The organism is Devosia sp. MDV22-iso42 (assembly GCF_058629155.1).
Window position 1 is genome coordinate 82,619 of sequence record NZ_JBZVWR010000006.1, and the last position, 19,142, is coordinate 101,760.

The following is a 19,142-nucleotide window of genomic DNA, read 5'->3' on the forward strand; positions in this document are numbered from 1 at the left end:
GTCCCTGCATAGCTATATTGCAAATATGCTGCTTATCCTTTCTGCCCAATTTCAAGGCAACTGTGCCAGGTTTTGGCCCCATTTCCTGCTGTCGCGACATATTTGTTTTCGAGTTTATCGCAATAGAGTGAAGTGGAAATCAGCCTGTCCGGGCCATGACAAGTAGGGTGGTGACGATGCGGGCGCTGCCTGCATCGGACCGGGCTTCAACGCAGACGTGATCCGCCTGCATATTTCTATGCCCTTGTCAGGGTTGCATTTACCGGCCAGTGGTATTGAGTGTCCCAATGCCGTGTCAGCCGCCGCAAAAGGCAGATGCCCGGCCGCTGCCGGCGCAAAGTCGGCGGCAGGGGAGGTTTTCGTGGAGCCAAAGCGATCCGACGATGGTCATGTGCAGGACGCGAGGCTGACCGAGCCCGCTTCCCTGCAGGGGCGCGCGCCCTTTCCATGGCCCTGGGGCCTGGTCGCCATCGGCATCATGGCTCTGGCCTGGGTCGGCATCTACCTGCTCTGGAACGGATTTGCCTTTCTGTTGAACTGGTAATCAACCATTCTGCTTGGCGCGTCCCATCACGTTGCTTGCATGGGGCTGCCGCACAAGAATAGCCAAGGCGAATGACTGCCGCAGCGCCGGTCCTGAACCGCTTCCCATTTGGCGGCCCGATCTGATTTGGTTCGCCCGCCCGGTTTGGGGTGAATTTGTGATCCTGCCCCGCATTGCAGCCATGCGCACCCGGCGTTGCCTCGCTTTTCCGATCATGTTTGCCTGAGTTCGACGGCAATGCACAAACCCTGATTGGGCGCTTTGCGGTCAATGCGGCGTACCCAGCTTACAGGGTCAATTCGATGTTTTGACGGGCCTGGAGCCCGCGTGGGCGCCTGCGCTTCCGCGATCCATGCCGCACGCCCAGAAGGGCAGAGCAGCGCCAATCGTTCCCAGGGCTTCGAACTTAGCGAGAGAACGCCATGTCGACCATTGATTCATCCGACAGCCATTCCAAATCCGGCGCCAAGTGGGGTCTAGGCAGCAAGCGGGCCTTCGACATCATGGTCGCTTCGGCCATTCTGCTGTTTGCCCTGCCCACCATGTTCTTCATCGCGGTGGTGATGTTTTCGACCGATCGCGGGCCCATCCTGTTCTCGCATGAGCGGATCGGCCGCAATGGCAAACGCTTCAAGTGCCTCAAGTTCCGGTCGATGATCGTGAACTCCCAGGAGGCGCTGCGCCAGCACCTGGAAGCCAAGCCGCAGGCCCGGGCCGAATGGGAAGCGACGCAAAAGCTGCGTGACGATCCCCGGATCACCCCGCTGGGCCGCTTTCTGCGGGCAACCAGTCTGGATGAACTGCCACAACTCATTAACGTCATCCGTGGTGAGATGAGCCTGGTCGGGCCGCGTCCGATCGTCCAGGACGAGGTGGTCCGCTATGCCGAGCAGATTGAGCATTACGCCGCCGTTCGTCCCGGCATTACCGGCCTCTGGCAGGTCAGCGGCCGCAGTGATGTCGATTACGATCAGCGCGTCGAGCTCGATACGCTCTATGTGCGGCAGCAGTCGTTCCTGGGCGACCTGGTGATCCTGGTCAAGACCGTCAAGGTTGTCGTCATGCGCACCGGTAGCCGGTAAAGGAGACTAAAATGGTTCTGCTTTCACTTCGTCCCCGTGCCTTCCGCGCTCGCAATCCCGGCCGCGATGCCGAAACCGACGAGGCGCGCTTCGGCACGATCAGCAATGCCATCGCCATGGCGCTGGCCGATGCCCGCCGCGAACGCGATGGGCTCAGCCAGCGTATGGATTTCTACTATGCCCAGGCGTCGACCCTGCTGGACAATGCGGCCGAGTACAGCAAGCGCGATCGCATCGATGAAGCCGCCATTGGCTCGGCCGAGAACAGCGCTGCCCGCGCCCGCCAGCGGGTGGCGCAGCTTGACACCCAGATACAGGGTCTGGAGGAACTGCTGGCGCAGGTCGGGCAGGGCGTAGCCGCGGAGACCACCGTGCCGAGTGGCGGCGTCGCCTGACCGTGAAGACGGCGCAGGCCGATAGCATGCACGCCACAGGTCCATCGGCCGGGCGCCGGCCGCGCATCTCCGTCATCATGGCCAATTTCGAGGCCGGCGATAAGCTCGTGCCGGCCCTGCAATCGGTACTCGGGCAGACCATGGCCGACCTCGAAGTCATCGTCAGCGACGATGCCTCCCAGGACAACAGCCTCACCGTTATCTGCGCGATGATGGCAGCCGATCCGCGTATTCGCCTCAGCGCCAGCGATATCAATCGCGGCCCGGCACATTGCCGCAACCGGGCGCTTGACCTGGCGCGCGGCGAGTGGGTGGCCGTGGTGGATTCCGACGATATCATCCATCCCGAGCGCTTCGAGCGGCTGCTGGCCGCCGCCGCCCAGCACGATGCCGACATCGTTGCCGACAACCTGCTGCTGTTTTTTGCCGATGGCAGCCCGCCCAGCCTGATGCTGGGGGAGGAAACGGCGGCCAGTCTCGTGGTCTCAACCCGGGACTGGGTGCTGGCCGGCCTTGGGGGGGCGCCGGCGCTTGGCTATCTCAAGCCGCTGATCCGGGCCGACCGGCTGGCAGCGCTGCGCTATGACGAAAGCCTGCGCATCGGCGAGGACTATGACTTCGTGCTGCGCCTGCTGCTGGCGGAGGCGCGCATGCTGGTCGTGCGCGAACCCTTCTATCTCTATCGCCGGCATGCGGCATCGATTTCGCATCGGCTGTCCGTGCCGGACATGCAGGCCATGGTTGACCGCCAGGCAGCCCTGGCCGGTGGCCAGAAGCCGCTGTCGGCCGAGCTGTCCGCCGCCTTTGCCAAACGGCTTTCCGCCCTGCAATCGGGGCTGTCCTATGAGCGACTTGTCGCCAGCATCAAGCAGGGTCAACCCGTACTGGCCCTGCGCCTGCTGGCGGGCGAACCGGCCCATCTGGGGCGGCTGTGGCGTTCGTTTGTCGAGGGGCGTCGCCGCCCGGCTGGCCCGGCCGGCGCGCCGCAACGGCCCGAGGCGATCGCCCTGGGCGGTCGCGGGGCGACAGGCGCCGATCTGGTCGTGCCCGACTATGTGCCGCCCCAAGCGGTTGACTGGTTCGCGCCGCGTCCAGCCTCTCCATGGCTTGCACTGGCGGCGCATGCCGGTGGGCACTGTGTGGCGCTGGATCAGGCCGGTCACTATGCCGCCGGCTTCATTCCCGAGGCGCGGCTGGAGCTGCGCCCAGTCCTGCAGGCGGCGTCATGAGAGCGTCCCCCATGCAGCTGACCATCAACCAGGCCTATCTGCTGACCTTCGGCGCCTTTGCCGCCCTGGTGCTCAATGCCATGTTCGGCTCGCTGGCTGCCCTGGTGTTCATGGCCTGCGGGGGGCTGCTGATCGTGAGCAATATCTCGGCCAGCATCGACAGCCTGCAGCGCTGGTGGTTCGTGCTGCTGCTGCCCGCCTACTGCCTGCTGACGGCGCTGTGGTCGCAATATCCGGCCAATTCGCTGCGTTATGGGCTGCAGCTGACCTTCACCCTGGTCGTCGCCGTGGTGCTGACGGGCCGCTTGTCGACCCGGTCGCTGATGCGGCTGATGTTCATCGTCTATGGCATTGGCGTCGTCGCCAGCATCCTGTTCGGCCGCACCGGATCGTTCGGCGCCTGGCTGGGCGTCTTCGGCAGCAAGAATGCCTTCGCCGCCCATATTGCCGTCTTCGCCCTGATCGCGGTGGCCGTGGCGGCCGATGGCAAGTCACACTGGGTGCTGCGGCTGCTGGGTGTGGCCGGAGCGGCCTCAGCGGCGCCGCTACTGGTGCTGGCGCAATCGGCCGGCGCCAGCATGATGGTGGTGCCGTGTATCGGCATTGTCCTGCTGACCGTGCTGTCCGCCCGGCTGAGCGGCATGCAGCGGGTCTTCATGATCGCCGTGCTGCTCCTGAGCGCTGCCGCCCTGGCGCTGCTGATCGGCACGATGGGCGATGCGCTGCTCACCGATATCCTCGAGGGCTCGGGCAAGGATGCCACGCTGACCGGTCGAACCGAACTCTGGGCGACGGGGCTGGGCTATATCGCCGAAAGGCCGCTGCAGGGGCTGGGCTATCGCTCGTTCTGGGTAGCCGGCTTTGCCCCCGCCGAGGAGCTCTGGGCCATGTTCGACGTGCCCTCGGGCGCCGGGTTCAACTTCCACAACACCTATATTTCCAATGCCGTCGAGATCGGGCTGATCGGCCTGGGGCTGCAGATCGCCATCATGTATGGCGGCGCGCTGCTGATGGCCATCTATGCCTTTGCCCGGCCCAATGCGCCCAATGCCCTGCTGCTGGCGCTGCAGACCCTGATGATCCTGCGCAGTTTCATCGAGGTCGAGGTGTTCTTCGAATTCTCCATCCGCTCGATCATGGGCGTTGCCACATTGATCTATGCCCTAGCCGGGCTTGCCGCCTTGCGCCGCCCTTCTGCGGGCGCTGCAAGGCCGCGTCTTTCCCCAGGAGTTATGAGCCATGTCGTCCTTCCAGCCCGACCGCGTTCACTTCCGCACACCAACCTATAGGCGGCCCGAGGCGCTGCGCCGCGCGCTGCAGTCGATGATGGCCCAGACCGCACCAGACTGGGTCTGCGATGTCTATGATGATGATCCGGCCGAAGCGGGCCGGCAGGTGGTGGCGGCGCTCAACGATCCGCGCATCCGCTATACGCCCAACAAGCCGCAGCTGTTTGCCTCGCGCAATATCGACCACTGCTTTGGCGCGGACAATCCGCATGGGGCCGAGTTCTTCTGCGTGGTGGAGGATGACAATTCCATCCAGCCCGATTTCTGCGCGGAAAACATCGCGCTGGCGCGGCGCGAGGGCGTCGAGATCGTGCTGCGCAATCAGGTGATCGAATATGCCAGCGGCACGCCGGATGCCCGGCTCGGCAGCCAGGGCGTGCTCGATGACCTGTTCACCGAGGGCGCCTATGCTGCCGAGGAGTTCAGGCTGGCGCTGCTGGCCGGGATCGGGGTGTCCAATGGCGGGCTGTTCTGGTCCGTGCGGGCGCGCTCGATGCTGGAGATCGAATTTGCCTGCACGGCGACGCTGCAGGAATATCTGCGGACCTATTCGATCGTCGAACCGGTCTATGTGGCCATGACGCCGCTGGCAGTGTGGGCTGAAAATGCCGAGCAGACCACGCGCAATGCCGAGCTGAAGGCGGGCTATCTGCGGCGTGAGCTCGATCTCAAGCGGGCCGTGCAGACCCTGCGGCAGAAGGTCTGGGGCGAGACCAGCCAGGCGCAGCGGGCGGCATTCCTGACCAGTCCGCGCTATGCCGCGCCGGTCGCGGTGCGGGCCACCCATGTGGCCAAGGCGCTGATCGAGCAGGGGCTGGAGGGGCATGTATCGCGGCGCGAGGCGCTGCGCCTGCGCGCCCGGGGGCTGATGATCCGCATGTTGGGTCGGCTGACACCGGAATTCGACCGCTTTGTCGCCTCGCGCCAGCGGGGGCCGGTACAGCCGGCATGACCCTGGCAATAGAATCGACCGCCCCAGAGCCTGCCAATGGGCGCGACCATCTCAGCAAGGGCCGCGCCTCTGCCGCGATCCGGGGCACGCTGTGGTCGCTGGTCAGCAGCTTCGTGCCCGGCGCCCTGGGCTTTCTGGTGTTTCTGGCCAGCTCGCGCGTGCTGTCGCCGACCGAATTCGGCATTGTCGCCTTTGCCGTCAGCATTGCCAGCGTGGGCGTTGCGCTGGCGCCGGCTGGGTTCCGCGAGGCGCTGATCCAGCGCGAGAAGATCAGTTCGGCCCATCTCGATACCGTCTTCTGGCTCTGCCTGGGGGCGGCGCTGATCATCTATGCGGCGCTCTGCGTTGCCGGGCCGTTCATTGGCAGCGCCGCCGGCCAGCCGCTGCTGGCCCTGCTCATTCCCCTGGTGGCGGCGCGGGTCATCTTCGACATGGCCGCTGCCGTGCCCAATGCGCTGATCGTGCGCACCATGTCGTTCAAGATGCTGGCCCTGCGCACCACGGTGGCGTCGGTGGTGACCGCGCTGGTCTGCCTGGGGCTGCTCTGGGCCGGTGTCGGCCTCTGGGCCCTGGCCTTCTCGCAGCTGGCCGGCTCGATTGCGGCCTGCATCGGGGCCATGGTGGGCGCGCGCTGGCTGCCGGGGCTGCGCTTCGATCGCGATGCCTTGGCCGACCTGCGTGCCTTTGGCCTGTTCTCCAACGGCAACCACTTCATCACGACAATCAATATCGACCAGCTGCTGATCGGCGCCCTGATGGGGCCGACCTGGCTGGGCATCTACAGCTTTGCCCGCCGCATCTTCCAGATCCTGACCGATCTGCTCTCGGGCGCCCTCAACCTGGTCTCCTATTCGCTGCTGTCATCGATGCAGCGCGAGCCGGCCAAGCTGCGCGAGGCCTATCTGCTGGGCACCTTTGCGTCGTCGGTCGTGGCCTTCCCGGTCTTTGCCGGGCTGGTGCTGGTCGCCGGCGACCTCATTCCGTTTGCCTTTGGTGCTGCCTGGATCCCGGCCGTGCCGGTAGTGCAGGCCTTCTGCGTGCTGGGTCTGCTGACGGCGGTGGGCATACTGCAGTCCTCGCTGATCCGCAGCCAGGGTCAGGCCAACCTGTGGTTCTACTATATCCTGGGCAAGCAGGCCGTGACGGTGCTCTACATATTCCTCTTTGCCAGCTGGGGCGTGGTGGCGCTGACGACTTCGCTGGTGATCCTCAATGTCTTGCTCTGGCTACCGACGCTGCACATGGTGGTCAGTCTGCTGGGGATCTCGATCTGGACCTATCTGCGCTCGTTCGCGGTGCCGGTAGCCGCAACGCTGGTCATGGCCCTGTGCGGCTGGCTGGTGCAGCATGAACTGGGGGCGGTGGAGCCGCTGCTGCGGCTAGGCGCAACAATAGGCGCCGCAGCCTTGAGCTACGGCGCCATGATTGCGCTGCTGGGAAGATCGCGGATCGAAACCCTGCTCGGCTTCGTCCGCCGGCGGCGCGGCTAGGCCGCTGCCACCCGGCTGCGGACGAAACCATCCACCGCCGTCTGGGCGCGCTCGGTCACCCGCACGATCATGGCGTCGCTGCTGAGCTGCGGCTCGAGGCGGGCCATCTGATCGAGGTGTTGCGCGGCAATCGCAGTGAACGCCTTGTTGGGCAGGGCGGCCAGCGGCGAGGCGCTGAGGCGGCCCACCTTGCCCAGGCTGCCGCCGCGGCCGGTCTTGCTGATATAGTATTCGAGCACGCTGCTGGGTTTGAGCGGGTTGAGGCGCACCTCGAGATCGAGCGCGCCCGCCCAGTCGAGCCACTTCTTGTGATGGCCGCCATAGATGGGGAGAGCCCCGATCCAGGGCGTGCGCAGGGCGTCGGCGACGATGGCGCCGTGCATGGCCTCGGTAATCAGCAGACGTGCCCCCTGGATCTGGCTGAGGACCTTCTCCACGGGTTCGGTGGCGTCGATCAGCGTGATGCCGGCCTGGCGGCAGGCCTCGGCCCAGTTGCCACGCTCCAGGCTCTCGTAGTGCGGCATGAAGGCGACGCCAACGGTCTTGTCGGGAGGCGGCAGGTCCATGGCGCGCAACAGGATGGCGCTGTCGCAGATCGACAGATCCGGCGCGATGCCCAATGTCTTGGCGGTATTGGGGCCGCGCACAAAGCGGATGTCCCAGCTGCCGTCATGCACGTCTGGCAGGCCCATATAGCCGGCATAGCCCGAGCCCATGACGAATTTGCGCGATTGGGCGGGCAGGTGGTCGCCGATGATGGAGCCGATGCCGACGAACAGCTCGCTCTCGTCCTCGTCGAGGAAGCCCTTGGGCAGCAAAGCCGGCCAGACATGCAGGTTCAGTTCGTCGCCGAAATTGGGCACTTTGCCGCGAAAGAATACCAGTTTCATCGTTAGTCCCCTTGCTCCTGGCACAGGATGGAATCGTCGAAGGCGCAGTCCTCGCCCAGCGGGGTGAAGGCCACCCAGTCCACCTCGAGCGCGATGGGCGCGGTGACGGGAGTGAAGGCGCCCATCCAGTCGGTCAGCGTGTCCGAGCCCCACAGGCTGAAGAAGATGCGCTGCGGATTTTTGGGAATGGTCTTGGGGTCGTCCATGGTGCGGACCAGCTCGCCATCGATATAGAAGCGAAGGCGGTCCGGCTCCCAGGTAAAGGCATAGGTGATGAAATCGGCGTCCGACGGGCCGGGCAGGGCATGGGACTGGCCGCTGCCCACCTTGCCATCGCCGCTCTTGCCGCTGACAAAGGTGGTGGTGTCGACCTGGCCGGTATTGCGCAGCAGCACTTCGAAGTCGATCTCGTCATGCGGCTTGCTCTGCTGGGGCCCGATATAGGTAAAAAAGGCCGCATTGAGCCCCGAGCCGGCCGGCGTCTTCATCCGCGTCTCGAAGGTGCCGTAGCCGAATGCGGTACGGGTCTGGATTTCGCCGCAGCGATACTGGCGATCGTTCTTGGGCAGGGGGGCAAAGCCGACGTTCAGCGTACCGTCGGCAGCCTTGGCCTGGTCGCTCGACCACACGCAGTTCTGGTGGGCGCCGTTGCTCCAGCCGTCCGAGACGTACCAGCGCTTGAGATCGAGCGAATCGAAATCATCGTGGAAGGCGGTGCCTTGAGCCAAAGCGGGACCGGTCTGGATCAGTGCCAGGGCGCCGAGGGTGGCAAGCAGGCTGCGTGCGATCATGGTGTCAGCTCCAGTCGCGCGACCACAACGTCGCCCGCTTCGATTGCGGTATTGAGGTCGGCATCCACTTCCTCGCCATTGCGGACGATGGTGTAGCTGATGGTCGGCGGCGCATTGCCCGGCACGGAGAGGCCGGTGAACAGCGCGGCCTCCTGCACCAGGCCTTGCTGGGTGGTAATCTTGAGCTGCAGGGCGGCTATTTGACCGTCCACGGTCTGGCGCTCGAGCGACAGGTCGGAGAGGTGCTGATCGGTCAGTTGGGCCTGCTCGCGCTCGGCCGCCGCAATGTCCTGCTGAGCCTGCATGGTGGTGGTCTGGGTATCGAGCAGGCGTGATTCCAGATCGGAGACGCTGGTCTGCAGCGACGCCACGCGCGATGCCAAAGCCAGGCCGTCATCGGACAGTGCCGTGACCTTTTCGAGCTGTTCGCGGGCCAGGACCAGTTGCGTCTCGGTACCGGTGGCCTTCTGCCCGAAGGCCTCGATCTGCCGGTTCAACAGGGTGATCTGGTCGGCCAGCGAGCTCGATTGCGCCGCCGCCTGCCGCCGCTGCGCCGACAGGATGGCGGCTTCGGCAGCCAGCAGGGCGTCGAGCTCATCGGCCTCGGCAAGCTCGGCCGGCACCGCGATGGCTTCCTGGCCTGCCAGTTCGGCATCCAGCCGGGCCCGGCGGACCAGCAGGCGGCGATACTCGTCCTGCAGCACCTGCAGGGCGCCCGACGTGGTGAGCATTTCCCGCTCCGGGCGGGCCGCGGCGTCGGCGGTGCGCCGTTCGCCGCCGGCCAAAGCGAGGGCCTTGACCACCGTCAGGTTGGGCGCGAACGGATATTGGCCGGGCATGCCAACATCGCCGGTCACATAGATCGGGCCATAGGCCGAGACTTCAACGGTGACGGTAGGGGCCGTGCTCAGGCCCAGGGTCTGCTGCAGGGTTGTTCCCAGGCTGGCCGCGAGGTCGGCGCTGGTCTTGCCGGTGCCCTCGACGGCGCCGAGCATGGGAAAGTTGACGGTGCCATCGGCGCCCACGACATAGTCGCCACTGAGCGCCGTCCATTCCTCGAAGGTCGAGCTGCCGGCATTCCACTGCACCACCCTGATGGTCAGCGTATCGGAGACGCCCAGCGTATAGGGCGTGGCGGCCTGGATGCTGCTCGTGCAGGCCAGGCCGATGACAAGGCCGACGGCAAGCCGCAGGAATGGTGGATTGTGGTGCGGGGCAGTTCTTGGCAAATACCCGTCCTCGCTGCTGACAGTGTTGACGAGGATTGTTTATACCGATCGTGCCCGCAATGGGGCGAGGCTGCGGCAGGGCTTGCCTCGATTATACGGCGACCAGGGTAACTGTCTGTATCAGCTAGGTTTTCGGCTTGGGATTGAGACTTGCCACCTCGGTCAAAGCAGGCATGCGTGGAGTGGACAGCCGGACTTCCACCCGGCCGGCGCGGGCGGTCGCGTTGCGGCGGACCACCATGCCAGCCGGGGCAAATCCCAGGGAGGCCAGGCGGCGGCGCTGTTGCGGCGACAAAGCCGGCCAGACCAGGCGGCGTTCGGCGTCGGACAGGTCGCCAAACTCCTGCTGATGCAGGTTGCTGCGGGTCTGGATCTCGAAGATCTGCAGGTTGGTTTGCTCGCCCAGCTGCATCAGGGCGGCAAACAGGCGGGCGGCACGGTGCGGGGAAAGCTGCAGATTGCGGTCGAAATACACTGCCGCCTCTTCCAGGTCCGTATCCTGCAGCTGCGCCTGGACGCCGCGGATGATCTCCTGGCAGGTCTGCTGCTTGAGCCGGGCGGTCAGGCCATGGGCATAGGCGCGGGCCTCCTTGGGCCCCAGCGGCTGACCATCGATGTCGGCGCTGATCGTGTAGCGGCTGACGCAGTTCTCGCAGATCCAGGCCGATTGCGTCTGCCGGGTAACCGCATAGGTCACGCGGCGAGCGGTGCGTCCGCAGAAGCCGCACGCGCTGCCAGTGGTCACGTCGTCCCTGATCTCCCAGGTGAAACGCCACTCGTGGGTATCCCCCACATGCTCAAGCAAAGTGTATCGGTTTTGAACCAAAGCAAATTCTCTTGGTAGTTGCTGGGAGGGTAGCGAGGGCGAACACATGAAGGTGCCGTCTGAACGGTCACCGTTATATCTGAGCCTGGAGTCCCATCCAGGCAGCCGACGCAATTGTGGCAAGGCCTATGCGCCAATTTCGGCCACAGCATGGCGAGGCCGGAGGGGTCTGGCTGGCGGATCGTGCCCGTCAGACTCACAAACCGGGCCGCACGGTGCTGGAATGCAAATATCCAGAGCTTTGGCAGATGCTTTGGCGCATGTTTCCGTCGGCGTCAAAAAGGACCCGTCATGACCACGAATGCACAAAGCCTCAATCTCAAACGGAACAAGTTGAAGGCATCGGCAGCAGAGGCGACCACACTGGCCCAGGCCGAGCGCATGCTTGCCGATCAGCAGCACGAGGTCGCCCACAACCTGGAACTCCTGGCGGAGGACCTGACCGTCCAGGTCACTGCCGTTGAAGCAGAACTGCAGGCCATCAAGACCAAATAGCGATTTGGCAATCGCGTCCTGGGCGGGCGCCGGGCCTGAAAGGCAATGGGTGCCGCATGCATCCGGAGCAGGGCCCGCCGCCTGCTTTCCCGGTGTCGGCCTCCCCGACGCAACAGGGGGGCCCGGTGGCCGGATGCAAGATAGCGGTTCTCGCGGCGGGCCATGGGCCCGTTTCGCCGAGCGAAATGCTCCCATGCACCCCGTGCGCCGACTGCGCAGAACTGGCAGTGTCTGGCAAAGTGCTCAATGCACTGGGAGGAGAATACAATGCTGAAGCAACAGAGACCCCTAAGCGCCGCGTTTCTGGCGGCCTTGCTGGCTGTGTCGACGGTGGCGCCAACGGTGGCGCAGGATGCCTATCCGGTGGATACGGTGACCATGGTGGTGCCCTATGCGGCCGGCGGTGCCGGCGACATTGTGGGACGCCTGGTGGCCGACGAACTCAGCCGCCGGTTGGGGGTGAACTTCGTGGTCGAGAATGTGGGCGGCGCGAGCGGCGCCATCGGCGCCGAACAGGTGTCGCGCGCGCCGGCTGACGGCAGCACGCTGCTGCTGGCGGGCAATGCCATTTTCACCACGGCACCGCATCTGGCCGATGTCGGCTTTGAGCCCTTCGAGGACTTTACCGCGATCGCCAATGTCAGCGAGGCCGTGCGCATGCTGGTGGCGTCCAAGTCGCTGCCAGTGACGACGATCGAAGAGTTTGTCGCCTATGGCAAGGAGCATCCCGGCGAGCTGAACTATGGCTCGGTCGGTGTCGGTTCGACGGGTCATGTCGCCACGGTGGACATGCTCAATGCCATGGGCATCGAGGCGACGCATATCCCCTACAAGGGTGCCGCGGAAGTCGTGCAGGCGGTGCTGGCCGGCGACGTCCAGTTCATGATGGATGCCGCCGCCGTGCCCCAGGTGCGGCAGGACGCGGTGACGGCCCTGGCTGTTCCCGGCAGCGAGCAACTGGCCGAGTTCCCAGACGTGCCCGCGCTTGCCTCGGTCGGCTATGACAGCATCAGCGGCACCGGCTGGCAGATGGTCATGGGCCCGGCCGGCATGCCGGCAGAGGTGGTGAGCATGGTCGAGACTGCGCTCAAGGAGGCCAGCACCGACGCTGCCTTTGTCGACAAGCTGACCAAGGCCGGGGTGTCGCCGCGCTTCATGGCCAGCGCCGAGCTCGATGCCGCCCTGCGGTCCGACTATGAACGCTTTGACGCGCTGCTGACCGGGCTCGGCCTGGCAAAGTAAGCACGCCCAGTTTGACGGCCGGCAGCGCCAGTGTGACGCTGCCGGCCTTTGTTTATCATGAGTTGCAACGGTTTTGAGGTAGATGATGACTGGCCTGAGTTCCGAGCTTGCCGATTGGGCGATCGGCTTTTCGCTCGACGCGGCGCCGGCCGAGGTCATTCACAATACGCGGTTGCGGCTGCTCGACGTGGTCGGGGTCATGATCGCCTCGGACAGCCATCCCAGCGTGGTGTCGGCTCGCCGCGCCGTCGCCGATGCCGATGCCGGCGGGCAGGGCGCGCACAGCCTGATGGATCATCAGCAGACCGCGCCCGCAAGCGCCGCCTTCATCAATGGCGTGGCCGCGGCGGTGCTCGAATTCGACGACACGCATCTGTCGACCAATATTCACGCCACCTGCGTCGTCGCTGCAGCCGCGCTGCCGATCGCCCAGGCTGGATCCATGTCGGGCCGGGCGCTGCTTGAGGCCGTGCTGGTGGGCTCGGAGATCGTCTGCCGGCTCGGCCAGGTCACCCCGGTGCGCATGCACGAGATGGGGTTTCACCCCACCAGCGTCTATGGCGTCTTTGCCGCGGCCTATGCGGTGGCGCGGCTGCGCGGCCTGCCGCGCCAGCAGATGGCAGATGCCGTGGGTACGGCCGCCAGTCTCTCGTCAGGCTCGATTGCCTCCTTTGAGGACGGCACCTCGACCAAGACCATGCATGTGGGCTTTGCCGCCGCCGCCGCCGTGCGTGCCGTCGCGCTGGCAAAGCACGGCATTTCGGGGCCGGGCAAGGTTTTCGAGGGCAGTTTCGGCTGGTATCGCAGCCATGTGCAGGCGGCCGAGAGCTTCGATTTTGATGCGTTGACCCGTGAACTGGGCACGCGCTGGGAACTGCTCAACATCGCCCCCAAGCTCTATCCCTGCGCCTATACGCTGATGCCTTTCATTGCGGCGGCGCTGGCTTTGCGCGAACAGCACAGCATCGATCCGGCAAGGGTCAAAGAGATCCGCTGTGAGATCATGCCGCGCTCCTTCCGGACGGTCTGCGAACCGGTCGAGGACAAGAGGCGCCCCCGCACGTCCTGGCATGGCCGCATCAGCCTGCAGCACACGGTCGCCGAGGCGCTGGCCCTGGGACGGTTCAACAAGTCCGCTTATGCGGAAGCGAACCTGCGTGATCCGGTGATCAATGCGCTGGCCGACAAGGTCGTCTACCTGCCCGATCCCATCGCCGCCGCCGATACCAGCCGCTCGCGCGGCGTGGTGACGGTCGAGATGCTGGATGGGCGCGTGTTCAGCCATACCGTGGAAGACATGCTGGGCACGGCGCGCAATCCCGCCGGCGAAGCGGTCTACATCGAGAAGTTCCGCGCCAATGTCGACGGCGTGATCGCGGCCGGCCGGGCCGACCAGCTTATCGACAGCCTGCTGCGGATCGACCAGATCCCCGATGTCGAGACGCTGCTGGCGCCGCTGCGGCGCTAGACACGTCCAAGGCCGCCCGGCTCCCAAACAAGAAGGCCGCCACGACATCGTGGCGGCCTTCTTGTTTGGGGCTTGCGCGGACGGCTAGTCCGTCGCCTCGGCCCGGCCGCGGCGGACGAAAGAGGTGGTGGTGGCCGCCAGCACGGCGACGCCAATGAGCACCAGCACCAGGCTGATGGGCCGCTCGAGAAAGACCATCGGATCGCCACGCGACAGGGTCATGGCGCGGCGGAAATTCTCCTCGAACATCGGGCCCAGGATAAAGCCGAGGATGAACAGGGCCGGGTTGCACCCCGCCGCCTTGAGCAGGTAGCCAAGCACGCCGAAGAAGACGAGGGAATAGATGTCGAAGGCCGACGAACTGAGCGTGAAGACGCCGACACAGGCAAAGGCCAGCACGAAGACATAGAGCCAGTGATAGGGGACGCGCAGCAGCCGGACCCAGAGGCCGATCAGCGGCAGGTTGAGCACCACCAGCAGCAGGTTGCCGATCCACATCGAGACAATCAGGCCCCAGAAAAGCTGGGGATGGTCGCCCATCATGCGCGGACCGGGCTGGACGCCATGGATCATGAAGGCACCCAGCATCAACGCCATGGTGGGGCTGCCCGGCACGCCCAGCAGCAGCGTGGGGATAAAGGCGGTCTGCGAGGCCGCATTGTTCGCCGATTCGGGCCCCGCGACGCCTTCCACGGCGCCTTGGCCGAAGCGTGACGGATCCTTCGCGACGGTCTTTTCCATCATATAGGCGCTGAACGAACTCATGGCCAAGCCTGCACCCGGCAAAATGCCGAGCACGGAGCCCAGGCCAGTGCCGCGCAAGACCGCGGGCCAGGAGCGGCGGAAGTCGTCGCGCGTCGGCCAGAGCCGGCCGATATTGCTTGACGACACCGCCTGGCCCTGCGGTTCGCCGATATTGCCGATGATTTCGGCCACGGCAAAAAGGCCCACGGCCAGGACGGCGAATTCAACGCCATCGCGCAGTTCGGGGATGCCGAAGGTGAAGCGGAACAGGCCGGTCGAGACGTCGGACCCGGCGGTACCAAAGACCATGCCGAGCAGGGCGACGCCGATGCCCTTGACCACGCCGCCGCGGGTCATGGCCGCCGTGCTGAGCAGGGCGACGAACACCAGGGCCGCATATTCCGCAGCACCGAACCGCATGGCGATGCCGGCCAGCGGCGGCCCGGCCAGGGCAATCATCAGCGTCCCCACCGTGCCGGCAAAGAACGAGCCGAGTGCGGCAACTGCCAGCGCGGCGCCGGCACGGCCCTGTCGCGCCATCTGGTGGCCATCGATGCAGGTCACCGCCGAAGACGCCTCGCCGGGCAGGTTGACCAGGATGGAGGTGGTGGAGCCGCCATAGGCGGCGCCATAGAAGATGCCGGCCAGCATGATGATCGAGGCCTCCGGCGTGAGGCCGAAGGTCAGCGGCAAGAGCAGCGAGATGGTGATGATGGGGCCGACGCCGGGCAGCACGCCAATGGCGGTGCCCAGGGTCACGCCGAACAGGCAATACATCAGGTTGATCGGCGTTACCGCCACCTGCAGGCCCAGGGCGAGCGAGGAAACCAGATCCATGGCTCAGAACCTCCAGCTGAAGAGACGGAACGGAATGCCCAGCCCAAAATAGAAAATGGCCACGAGCAGCACACAGACAGCGAGCATGACGGCGAACATCTCCCGCTTGCGCCCGCCGCTATCGGCAAACCAGCTGATTGCTACCAGCGCCGCCAGCGCCGGCAGCAGGCCAAGGCGATCGATCAGCAGGCCAAAGGCCAGCACGGAGGCGAGGATCAGCAGCAGCGGCCGAACTTCGCTGCGGGGAAAGGCCGAGATGAACTGCTGCCCGGCCCGCCGCGCCGCTGCATTCTGCACCAGTTGCGCCACGCCCATGACACACAGGCCCGCCCCGACCAGCATGGGCATGGCGCCCGAGCCGAGTGCGGCCAGCGTGCCGAAGCCATAGCCATAGCCGATGGCGACGGCGAGGGCGCCGAAGACAAGGAAGATCAGGGCGGCGAGAAGGTCGGCATGGATGGTCATGGCTCGGCAGTCCGGATGGGTGGTGATCGATTTCTGACGCTAGTCGGTCGCCGAGTCGACACCCGACTGTCGCGGTATGGGCGGCGCGGGACAAGGCCGTTGACCGGCAGTTCCGGCAGGCGGAACGCTGCTGCATCCAGAGCGTCGTTCCATCCAGCGAAAACCGGGTGACGGCCGGTTTGCGATGGGGACGCAAGCTGATAGCCCGATAGTCAAACAAGGAGCGTTCAGTTTGCGTGTTGTTCAGATCACAAGGCCAGGGGGCCCGGAAGTCCTCGATATCGTCGAGCGGGCCGTTCCCGCACCAGGCCCCGGCGAGGTGCTGCTGGAAGTCTATGCTGCCAGCGTCAACCGCCCCGATATCCAGCAGCGGCGCGGACTCTATCCGCCACCACCCGGCGTGACCGATATTCCCGGGCTCGACGCTGCGGGACGGGTTGCCGCCCTTGGCGAGGGTGTGGATTCGCTCAGTGTCGGCGACGCGGTCTGTGCCCTGAGCAATGGCGGCGCCTATGCGGATTTCGTGGTGGTACCGGCGGTGCAATGCATGCCGGTCCCCGCGGGTCTCAGCTTTATCGAGGCGGCTTCGCTGCCCGAGGCCTTCTTCACGGCCTGGAACAATATCATCTGGCTGGGCCGCCTGGCCGAAGGCGAGACGCTGCTGATCCAGGGTGGCACGAGCGGCGTCGGCATGGCTGGCATGCAGATGGCCAGGCTGCTGCGCGGGGCCCGCGTCTTTGCCACGGCAGGAAGCGCCGAGAAGCGCGCGGCCTGCATGGAGCTGGGCGCCGATGCGGCGTTCGACTATCGCGGCGACTGGGCCGAGGCCATCCGCCAGCATGCCGGCGCGCATAGCCTCGACGTGGTGCTGGACGCGCAGGCGGGTCCCTATGTGCAGCAGCAACTGGACCTGCTGGCCCCCGATGGCAGGCTGGTCCTGATCGCCAGCCACCAGGGGGCCACGGCGGAGGTCAATATCCGCGATCTGGTGCGGCGCCGGCTGACGTTGACCGGATCGACGCTGCGGCCGCGACCGGCGGCCTATAAGGGGCGCATCGCCGCGGCGCTGGTCGATGCGGTCTGGCCCCTGCTGGCGGATGGCAGCATGGTCACCCGCATTTACGCGGTGTTCCCCCTGGCCGCGGTGCGGCAGGCGCATGAATTGCTCGATGCCAATGAGCAGCTCGGCAAGGTGGTGCTGGCGGTCAATGCCAACCACGCCGAGGAGCGTCCCTAGGCGCTCAGGGGATCGAACCGAATTCGCTGACGTCGACCGACATGTTGCGGGACAGTCGGCCGAGGTCATCGGAAATGGCCACTGCAGCTGATTGCAGGATCGGCGCATAGCGCTGGCAGGCCTCGAGCTCGGAGGCAAAGGCCGACTTGAAATAGGTCAGGCCCAGGCTGGCCAGGACGCGGCCTTCCTGGCTGATGATGGGGACGGCGATGGTATTTGAGTTGCGCGGCTCCACCATCGAGGAGCGCGTGGCGTAGCCGACCTTGCGGATATGGGCCAGCATGCGCCGTATCTCGTCGGGGTGATGGCTCAGGCCATCCTCGGGATCGTCCGATTTGGCCAGCACGTCCAGGATCAGGTCGAACTCCTCGGCTTCGATAAAGGCGACATAGGCCAGGCCAAGGCCGCGGGTGAGCATCTGCAGCCGCCGGTTGACCGTGCTGTGAAAGGGCGAAACGGGGCTGTCGGGCACGGTGCTGAAGCGGACGACCATGCGGTCATAGTCGGGCAGGGCGATGGCAATCGGCCATTTGTGCTTGCGGGTAATGGCCAGGGCCCAGGCGCGCCCGGCTTCGACCACGAGCGGGCTCTTGTGGTAGCCCGAGCTGAGCGACGTCACCATGGCGCTGACCTGATAGCCGCCCTGGCGCGAGTCGTTTTCGACATAGCCGGCTTCCTCGAGCGTCTTAAGGATGCGGACCAGCGTGGGCTTGGGCAGGCCGGTGCGGGCATGCAGTTGTGCGATAGTATTGATCGGCTGCTGGTTCAATTCCAGCAGCACCGCCAAACCGCGTTCGATGGATCGGATTCCCACTGACACCCCTCCCTGAGCGACTGCGTGACGTTTCGTAGCACGAAACAGGGCGGACTATAGGTTGAGGATGGCCGTCGTCAACCACTATGCCGAACCCGTACAAGGCGGGAGACCACGATGGCGAGCAGTGAACAGAATCGGGAAGAGGCACGGGGCCTCATGGCGGGTGTCGACGAGGACCTCGCGGCGAGCATCCTCAAGGGGGCGCTCGACCTGCACGTCCATTCCGGCCCCTCCACCATGCCGCGCCAGCTCGACCACATGCAGGCCGCCGAAGAGGCCATTGCCGCCGGCATGCGCGGCGTGCTGTTCAAGGATCACCACTATTCGGTGGCGCCGTTCATCCCGCTGATGGAGCGGCTTATCGACAAGCCCGATTTCTCGATGTTCAGTGGCCTGGTGCTCAACAATTCCACCGGGGGTCTTGACCCCTATGTGGTCGATGCCCAGCTCAAAATGGGCGCCAAGCTGATCTGGATGCCGACGGCGCAGTCGGCCAATCACATCCGCAGCTCGCACCGCAAGTCGCGGCTGGTGTCCAATGTCGCGCTGATGAATTCGCCGGCGCTGACCGTGGTCGACGAGCTCGGCAATGTCCTCGACGTGGTCAAGCAGATCCTCGACCAGATCGCCGAGTTCGACGTCATTCTGTCGTCCGGCCACCTGCATGTCTGGGAAATCTGGAAGCTGTTCGACGAGGCGCGCAGCCGTGGCGTCAAGCGCCTGCTGATCAACCATCCGATGTACGGGCTGCACTTCACCTATGCCGACATTGCCGATTTCGCCAAGCTGGGCGTCATCGTCGAGCAGTCGGCGGCCATGTATGTCGACTCGCGCTTCAACGTCTATTCGCCGCAGGAACTCAAAGAGCATATCGAGGCCGCTGGCGTCGCCAATTCGTCCATCGGCTCCGATCTCGGCCAGGTCGACAATCCGACCCCGGTCGAAGGCATGCGGCAGGCCATCAAGCTGTGCCTGGCGCTGGGCTTCAGCGAAGCCGATGTGCGCACCATGGTCGCCGACAACCCGGCGCGCCTGGTCGGCCTCACGCCCTGATTTTTTCGGGAGGAGCGCGTGAGTGCGCTCATTCCGCCCTCCGGCGACTGACCAACAAGAAGGCCGG

At 65.3% G+C, this 19,142-nt stretch carries 19 protein-coding genes; 12 read left to right on the top strand and 7 right to left on the bottom strand.

Annotation, left to right across the window (positions count from 1 at the left end):
* Nucleotides 1-361: 361 nt before the first annotated feature.
* The 7 genes from AC4NN3_RS02060 (at nucleotide 362) to AC4NN3_RS02090 (ending at nucleotide 6,981) form a co-directional block, all read left to right on the top strand.
* Complete coding sequence (locus AC4NN3_RS02060; protein ID WP_491925486.1) at nucleotides 362-544, top strand: hypothetical protein; 183 nt, start codon at nucleotides 362-364, stop codon at nucleotides 542-544.
* A 422-nt stretch (nucleotides 545-966) separates the two neighbouring features.
* Nucleotides 967-1,626, top strand: coding sequence for a sugar transferase (locus AC4NN3_RS02065; RefSeq protein ID WP_491925487.1), 660 nt, complete (start codon nucleotides 967-969; stop codon nucleotides 1,624-1,626).
* 11 nt (nucleotides 1,627-1,637) lie between these two features.
* The gene (locus AC4NN3_RS02070) at nucleotides 1,638-2,021 is read left to right on the top strand and encodes a hypothetical protein (RefSeq protein WP_491925488.1); all 384 of its coding nucleotides are present in this window, start codon (nucleotides 1,638-1,640) and stop codon (nucleotides 2,019-2,021) included.
* Nucleotides 2,022-2,047: 26 nt separating this feature from the next.
* Entirely contained in the window at nucleotides 2,048-3,250 is a 1,203-nt protein-coding gene (locus AC4NN3_RS02075) for a glycosyltransferase family 2 protein (RefSeq protein WP_491925489.1), read from the top strand.
* Nucleotides 3,251-3,261: 11 nt separating this feature from the next.
* A complete protein-coding gene (locus AC4NN3_RS02080) occupies nucleotides 3,262-4,539 on the top strand; it encodes an O-antigen ligase family protein (RefSeq protein WP_491925490.1) in 1,278 nt (425 codons plus the stop codon).
* Complete coding sequence (locus AC4NN3_RS02085; RefSeq protein ID WP_491925491.1) at nucleotides 4,490-5,491, top strand: glycosyltransferase family 2 protein; 1,002 nt, start codon at nucleotides 4,490-4,492, stop codon at nucleotides 5,489-5,491. Before AC4NN3_RS02080 ends, AC4NN3_RS02085 begins: the two co-directional genes overlap by 50 nt.
* Entirely contained in the window at nucleotides 5,488-6,981 is a 1,494-nt protein-coding gene (locus tag AC4NN3_RS02090; protein ID WP_491925492.1) for a lipopolysaccharide biosynthesis protein, read from the top strand. The genes AC4NN3_RS02085 and AC4NN3_RS02090 overlap by 4 nt, the downstream gene beginning before the upstream one ends.
* On the opposite strand, the gene AC4NN3_RS02095 is transcribed toward AC4NN3_RS02090, so the two are convergent.
* The 4 genes from AC4NN3_RS02095 to AC4NN3_RS02110 form a co-directional block, all read right to left on the bottom strand.
* The gene (locus AC4NN3_RS02095; protein ID WP_491925493.1) at nucleotides 6,978-7,871 is read right to left on the bottom strand and encodes a polysaccharide pyruvyl transferase family protein; all 894 of its coding nucleotides are present in this window, start codon (nucleotides 7,869-7,871) and stop codon (nucleotides 6,978-6,980) included. The two genes, AC4NN3_RS02090 and AC4NN3_RS02095, sit on opposite strands and share 4 nt — an antisense overlap.
* A gap of 2 nt (nucleotides 7,872-7,873) precedes the next feature.
* Nucleotides 7,874-8,662, bottom strand: a complete 789-nt coding sequence (gene exoK / locus AC4NN3_RS02100) for an endo-1,3-1,4-beta-glycanase ExoK (protein WP_491925494.1) — start codon at nucleotides 8,660-8,662, stop codon at nucleotides 7,874-7,876.
* Nucleotides 8,659-9,891: a polysaccharide biosynthesis/export family protein gene (locus tag AC4NN3_RS02105; RefSeq protein ID WP_491925495.1), complete on the bottom strand. Its 1,233-nt coding sequence runs from the start codon at nucleotides 9,889-9,891 to the stop codon at nucleotides 8,659-8,661. Before AC4NN3_RS02105 ends, exoK begins: the two co-directional genes overlap by 4 nt.
* Before the next feature lie 124 nt (nucleotides 9,892-10,015).
* On the bottom strand, nucleotides 10,016-10,636 hold the full coding sequence (locus AC4NN3_RS02110) for a hypothetical protein (RefSeq protein WP_491925496.1): 621 nt from the start codon (nucleotides 10,634-10,636) through the stop codon (nucleotides 10,016-10,018).
* Between the two features lie 372 nt (nucleotides 10,637-11,008).
* Between AC4NN3_RS02110 and AC4NN3_RS02115 the strand changes: the two genes are divergently transcribed.
* From AC4NN3_RS02115 to AC4NN3_RS02125, 3 genes are all read left to right on the top strand, one after another.
* Nucleotides 11,009-11,212: a hypothetical protein gene (locus tag AC4NN3_RS02115; RefSeq protein ID WP_491925497.1), complete on the top strand. Its 204-nt coding sequence runs from the start codon at nucleotides 11,009-11,011 to the stop codon at nucleotides 11,210-11,212.
* Between the two features lie 267 nt (nucleotides 11,213-11,479).
* Nucleotides 11,480-12,454, top strand: coding sequence for a Bug family tripartite tricarboxylate transporter substrate binding protein (locus tag AC4NN3_RS02120; protein ID WP_491925498.1), 975 nt, complete (start codon nucleotides 11,480-11,482; stop codon nucleotides 12,452-12,454).
* Between the two features lie 85 nt (nucleotides 12,455-12,539).
* Nucleotides 12,540-13,922: an MmgE/PrpD family protein gene (locus AC4NN3_RS02125; protein ID WP_491925499.1), complete on the top strand. Its 1,383-nt coding sequence runs from the start codon at nucleotides 12,540-12,542 to the stop codon at nucleotides 13,920-13,922.
* Between the two features lie 84 nt (nucleotides 13,923-14,006).
* Here AC4NN3_RS02125 and AC4NN3_RS02130 read toward each other — a convergent pair whose 3' ends face one another.
* Together AC4NN3_RS02130 and AC4NN3_RS02135 are read right to left on the bottom strand one after the other, a co-directional pair.
* Entirely contained in the window at nucleotides 14,007-15,503 is a 1,497-nt protein-coding gene (locus AC4NN3_RS02130) for a tripartite tricarboxylate transporter permease (RefSeq protein ID WP_491925500.1), read from the bottom strand.
* A 3-nt stretch (nucleotides 15,504-15,506) separates the two neighbouring features.
* Entirely contained in the window at nucleotides 15,507-15,968 is a 462-nt protein-coding gene (locus AC4NN3_RS02135; protein WP_491925501.1) for a tripartite tricarboxylate transporter TctB family protein, read from the bottom strand.
* Nucleotides 15,969-16,200: 232 nt separating this feature from the next.
* Between AC4NN3_RS02135 and AC4NN3_RS02140 the strand changes: the two genes are divergently transcribed.
* Nucleotides 16,201-17,205 (top strand): NAD(P)H-quinone oxidoreductase, encoded by a 1,005-nt coding sequence (locus AC4NN3_RS02140; protein ID WP_491925502.1) that lies wholly within the window; start codon nucleotides 16,201-16,203, stop codon nucleotides 17,203-17,205.
* 4 nt (nucleotides 17,206-17,209) lie between these two features.
* Here the strand turns inward: AC4NN3_RS02140 and AC4NN3_RS02145 are convergent, their stop codons facing one another.
* Complete coding sequence (locus AC4NN3_RS02145; protein ID WP_491925503.1) at nucleotides 17,210-18,019, bottom strand: DNA-binding transcriptional regulator; 810 nt, start codon at nucleotides 18,017-18,019, stop codon at nucleotides 17,210-17,212.
* Nucleotides 18,020-18,136: 117 nt separating this feature from the next.
* Between AC4NN3_RS02145 and AC4NN3_RS02150 the strand changes: the two genes are divergently transcribed.
* Nucleotides 18,137-19,075: a DUF6282 family protein gene (locus AC4NN3_RS02150; protein WP_491925504.1), complete on the top strand. Its 939-nt coding sequence runs from the start codon at nucleotides 18,137-18,139 to the stop codon at nucleotides 19,073-19,075.
* Nucleotides 19,076-19,142: the final 67 nt, after the last annotated feature.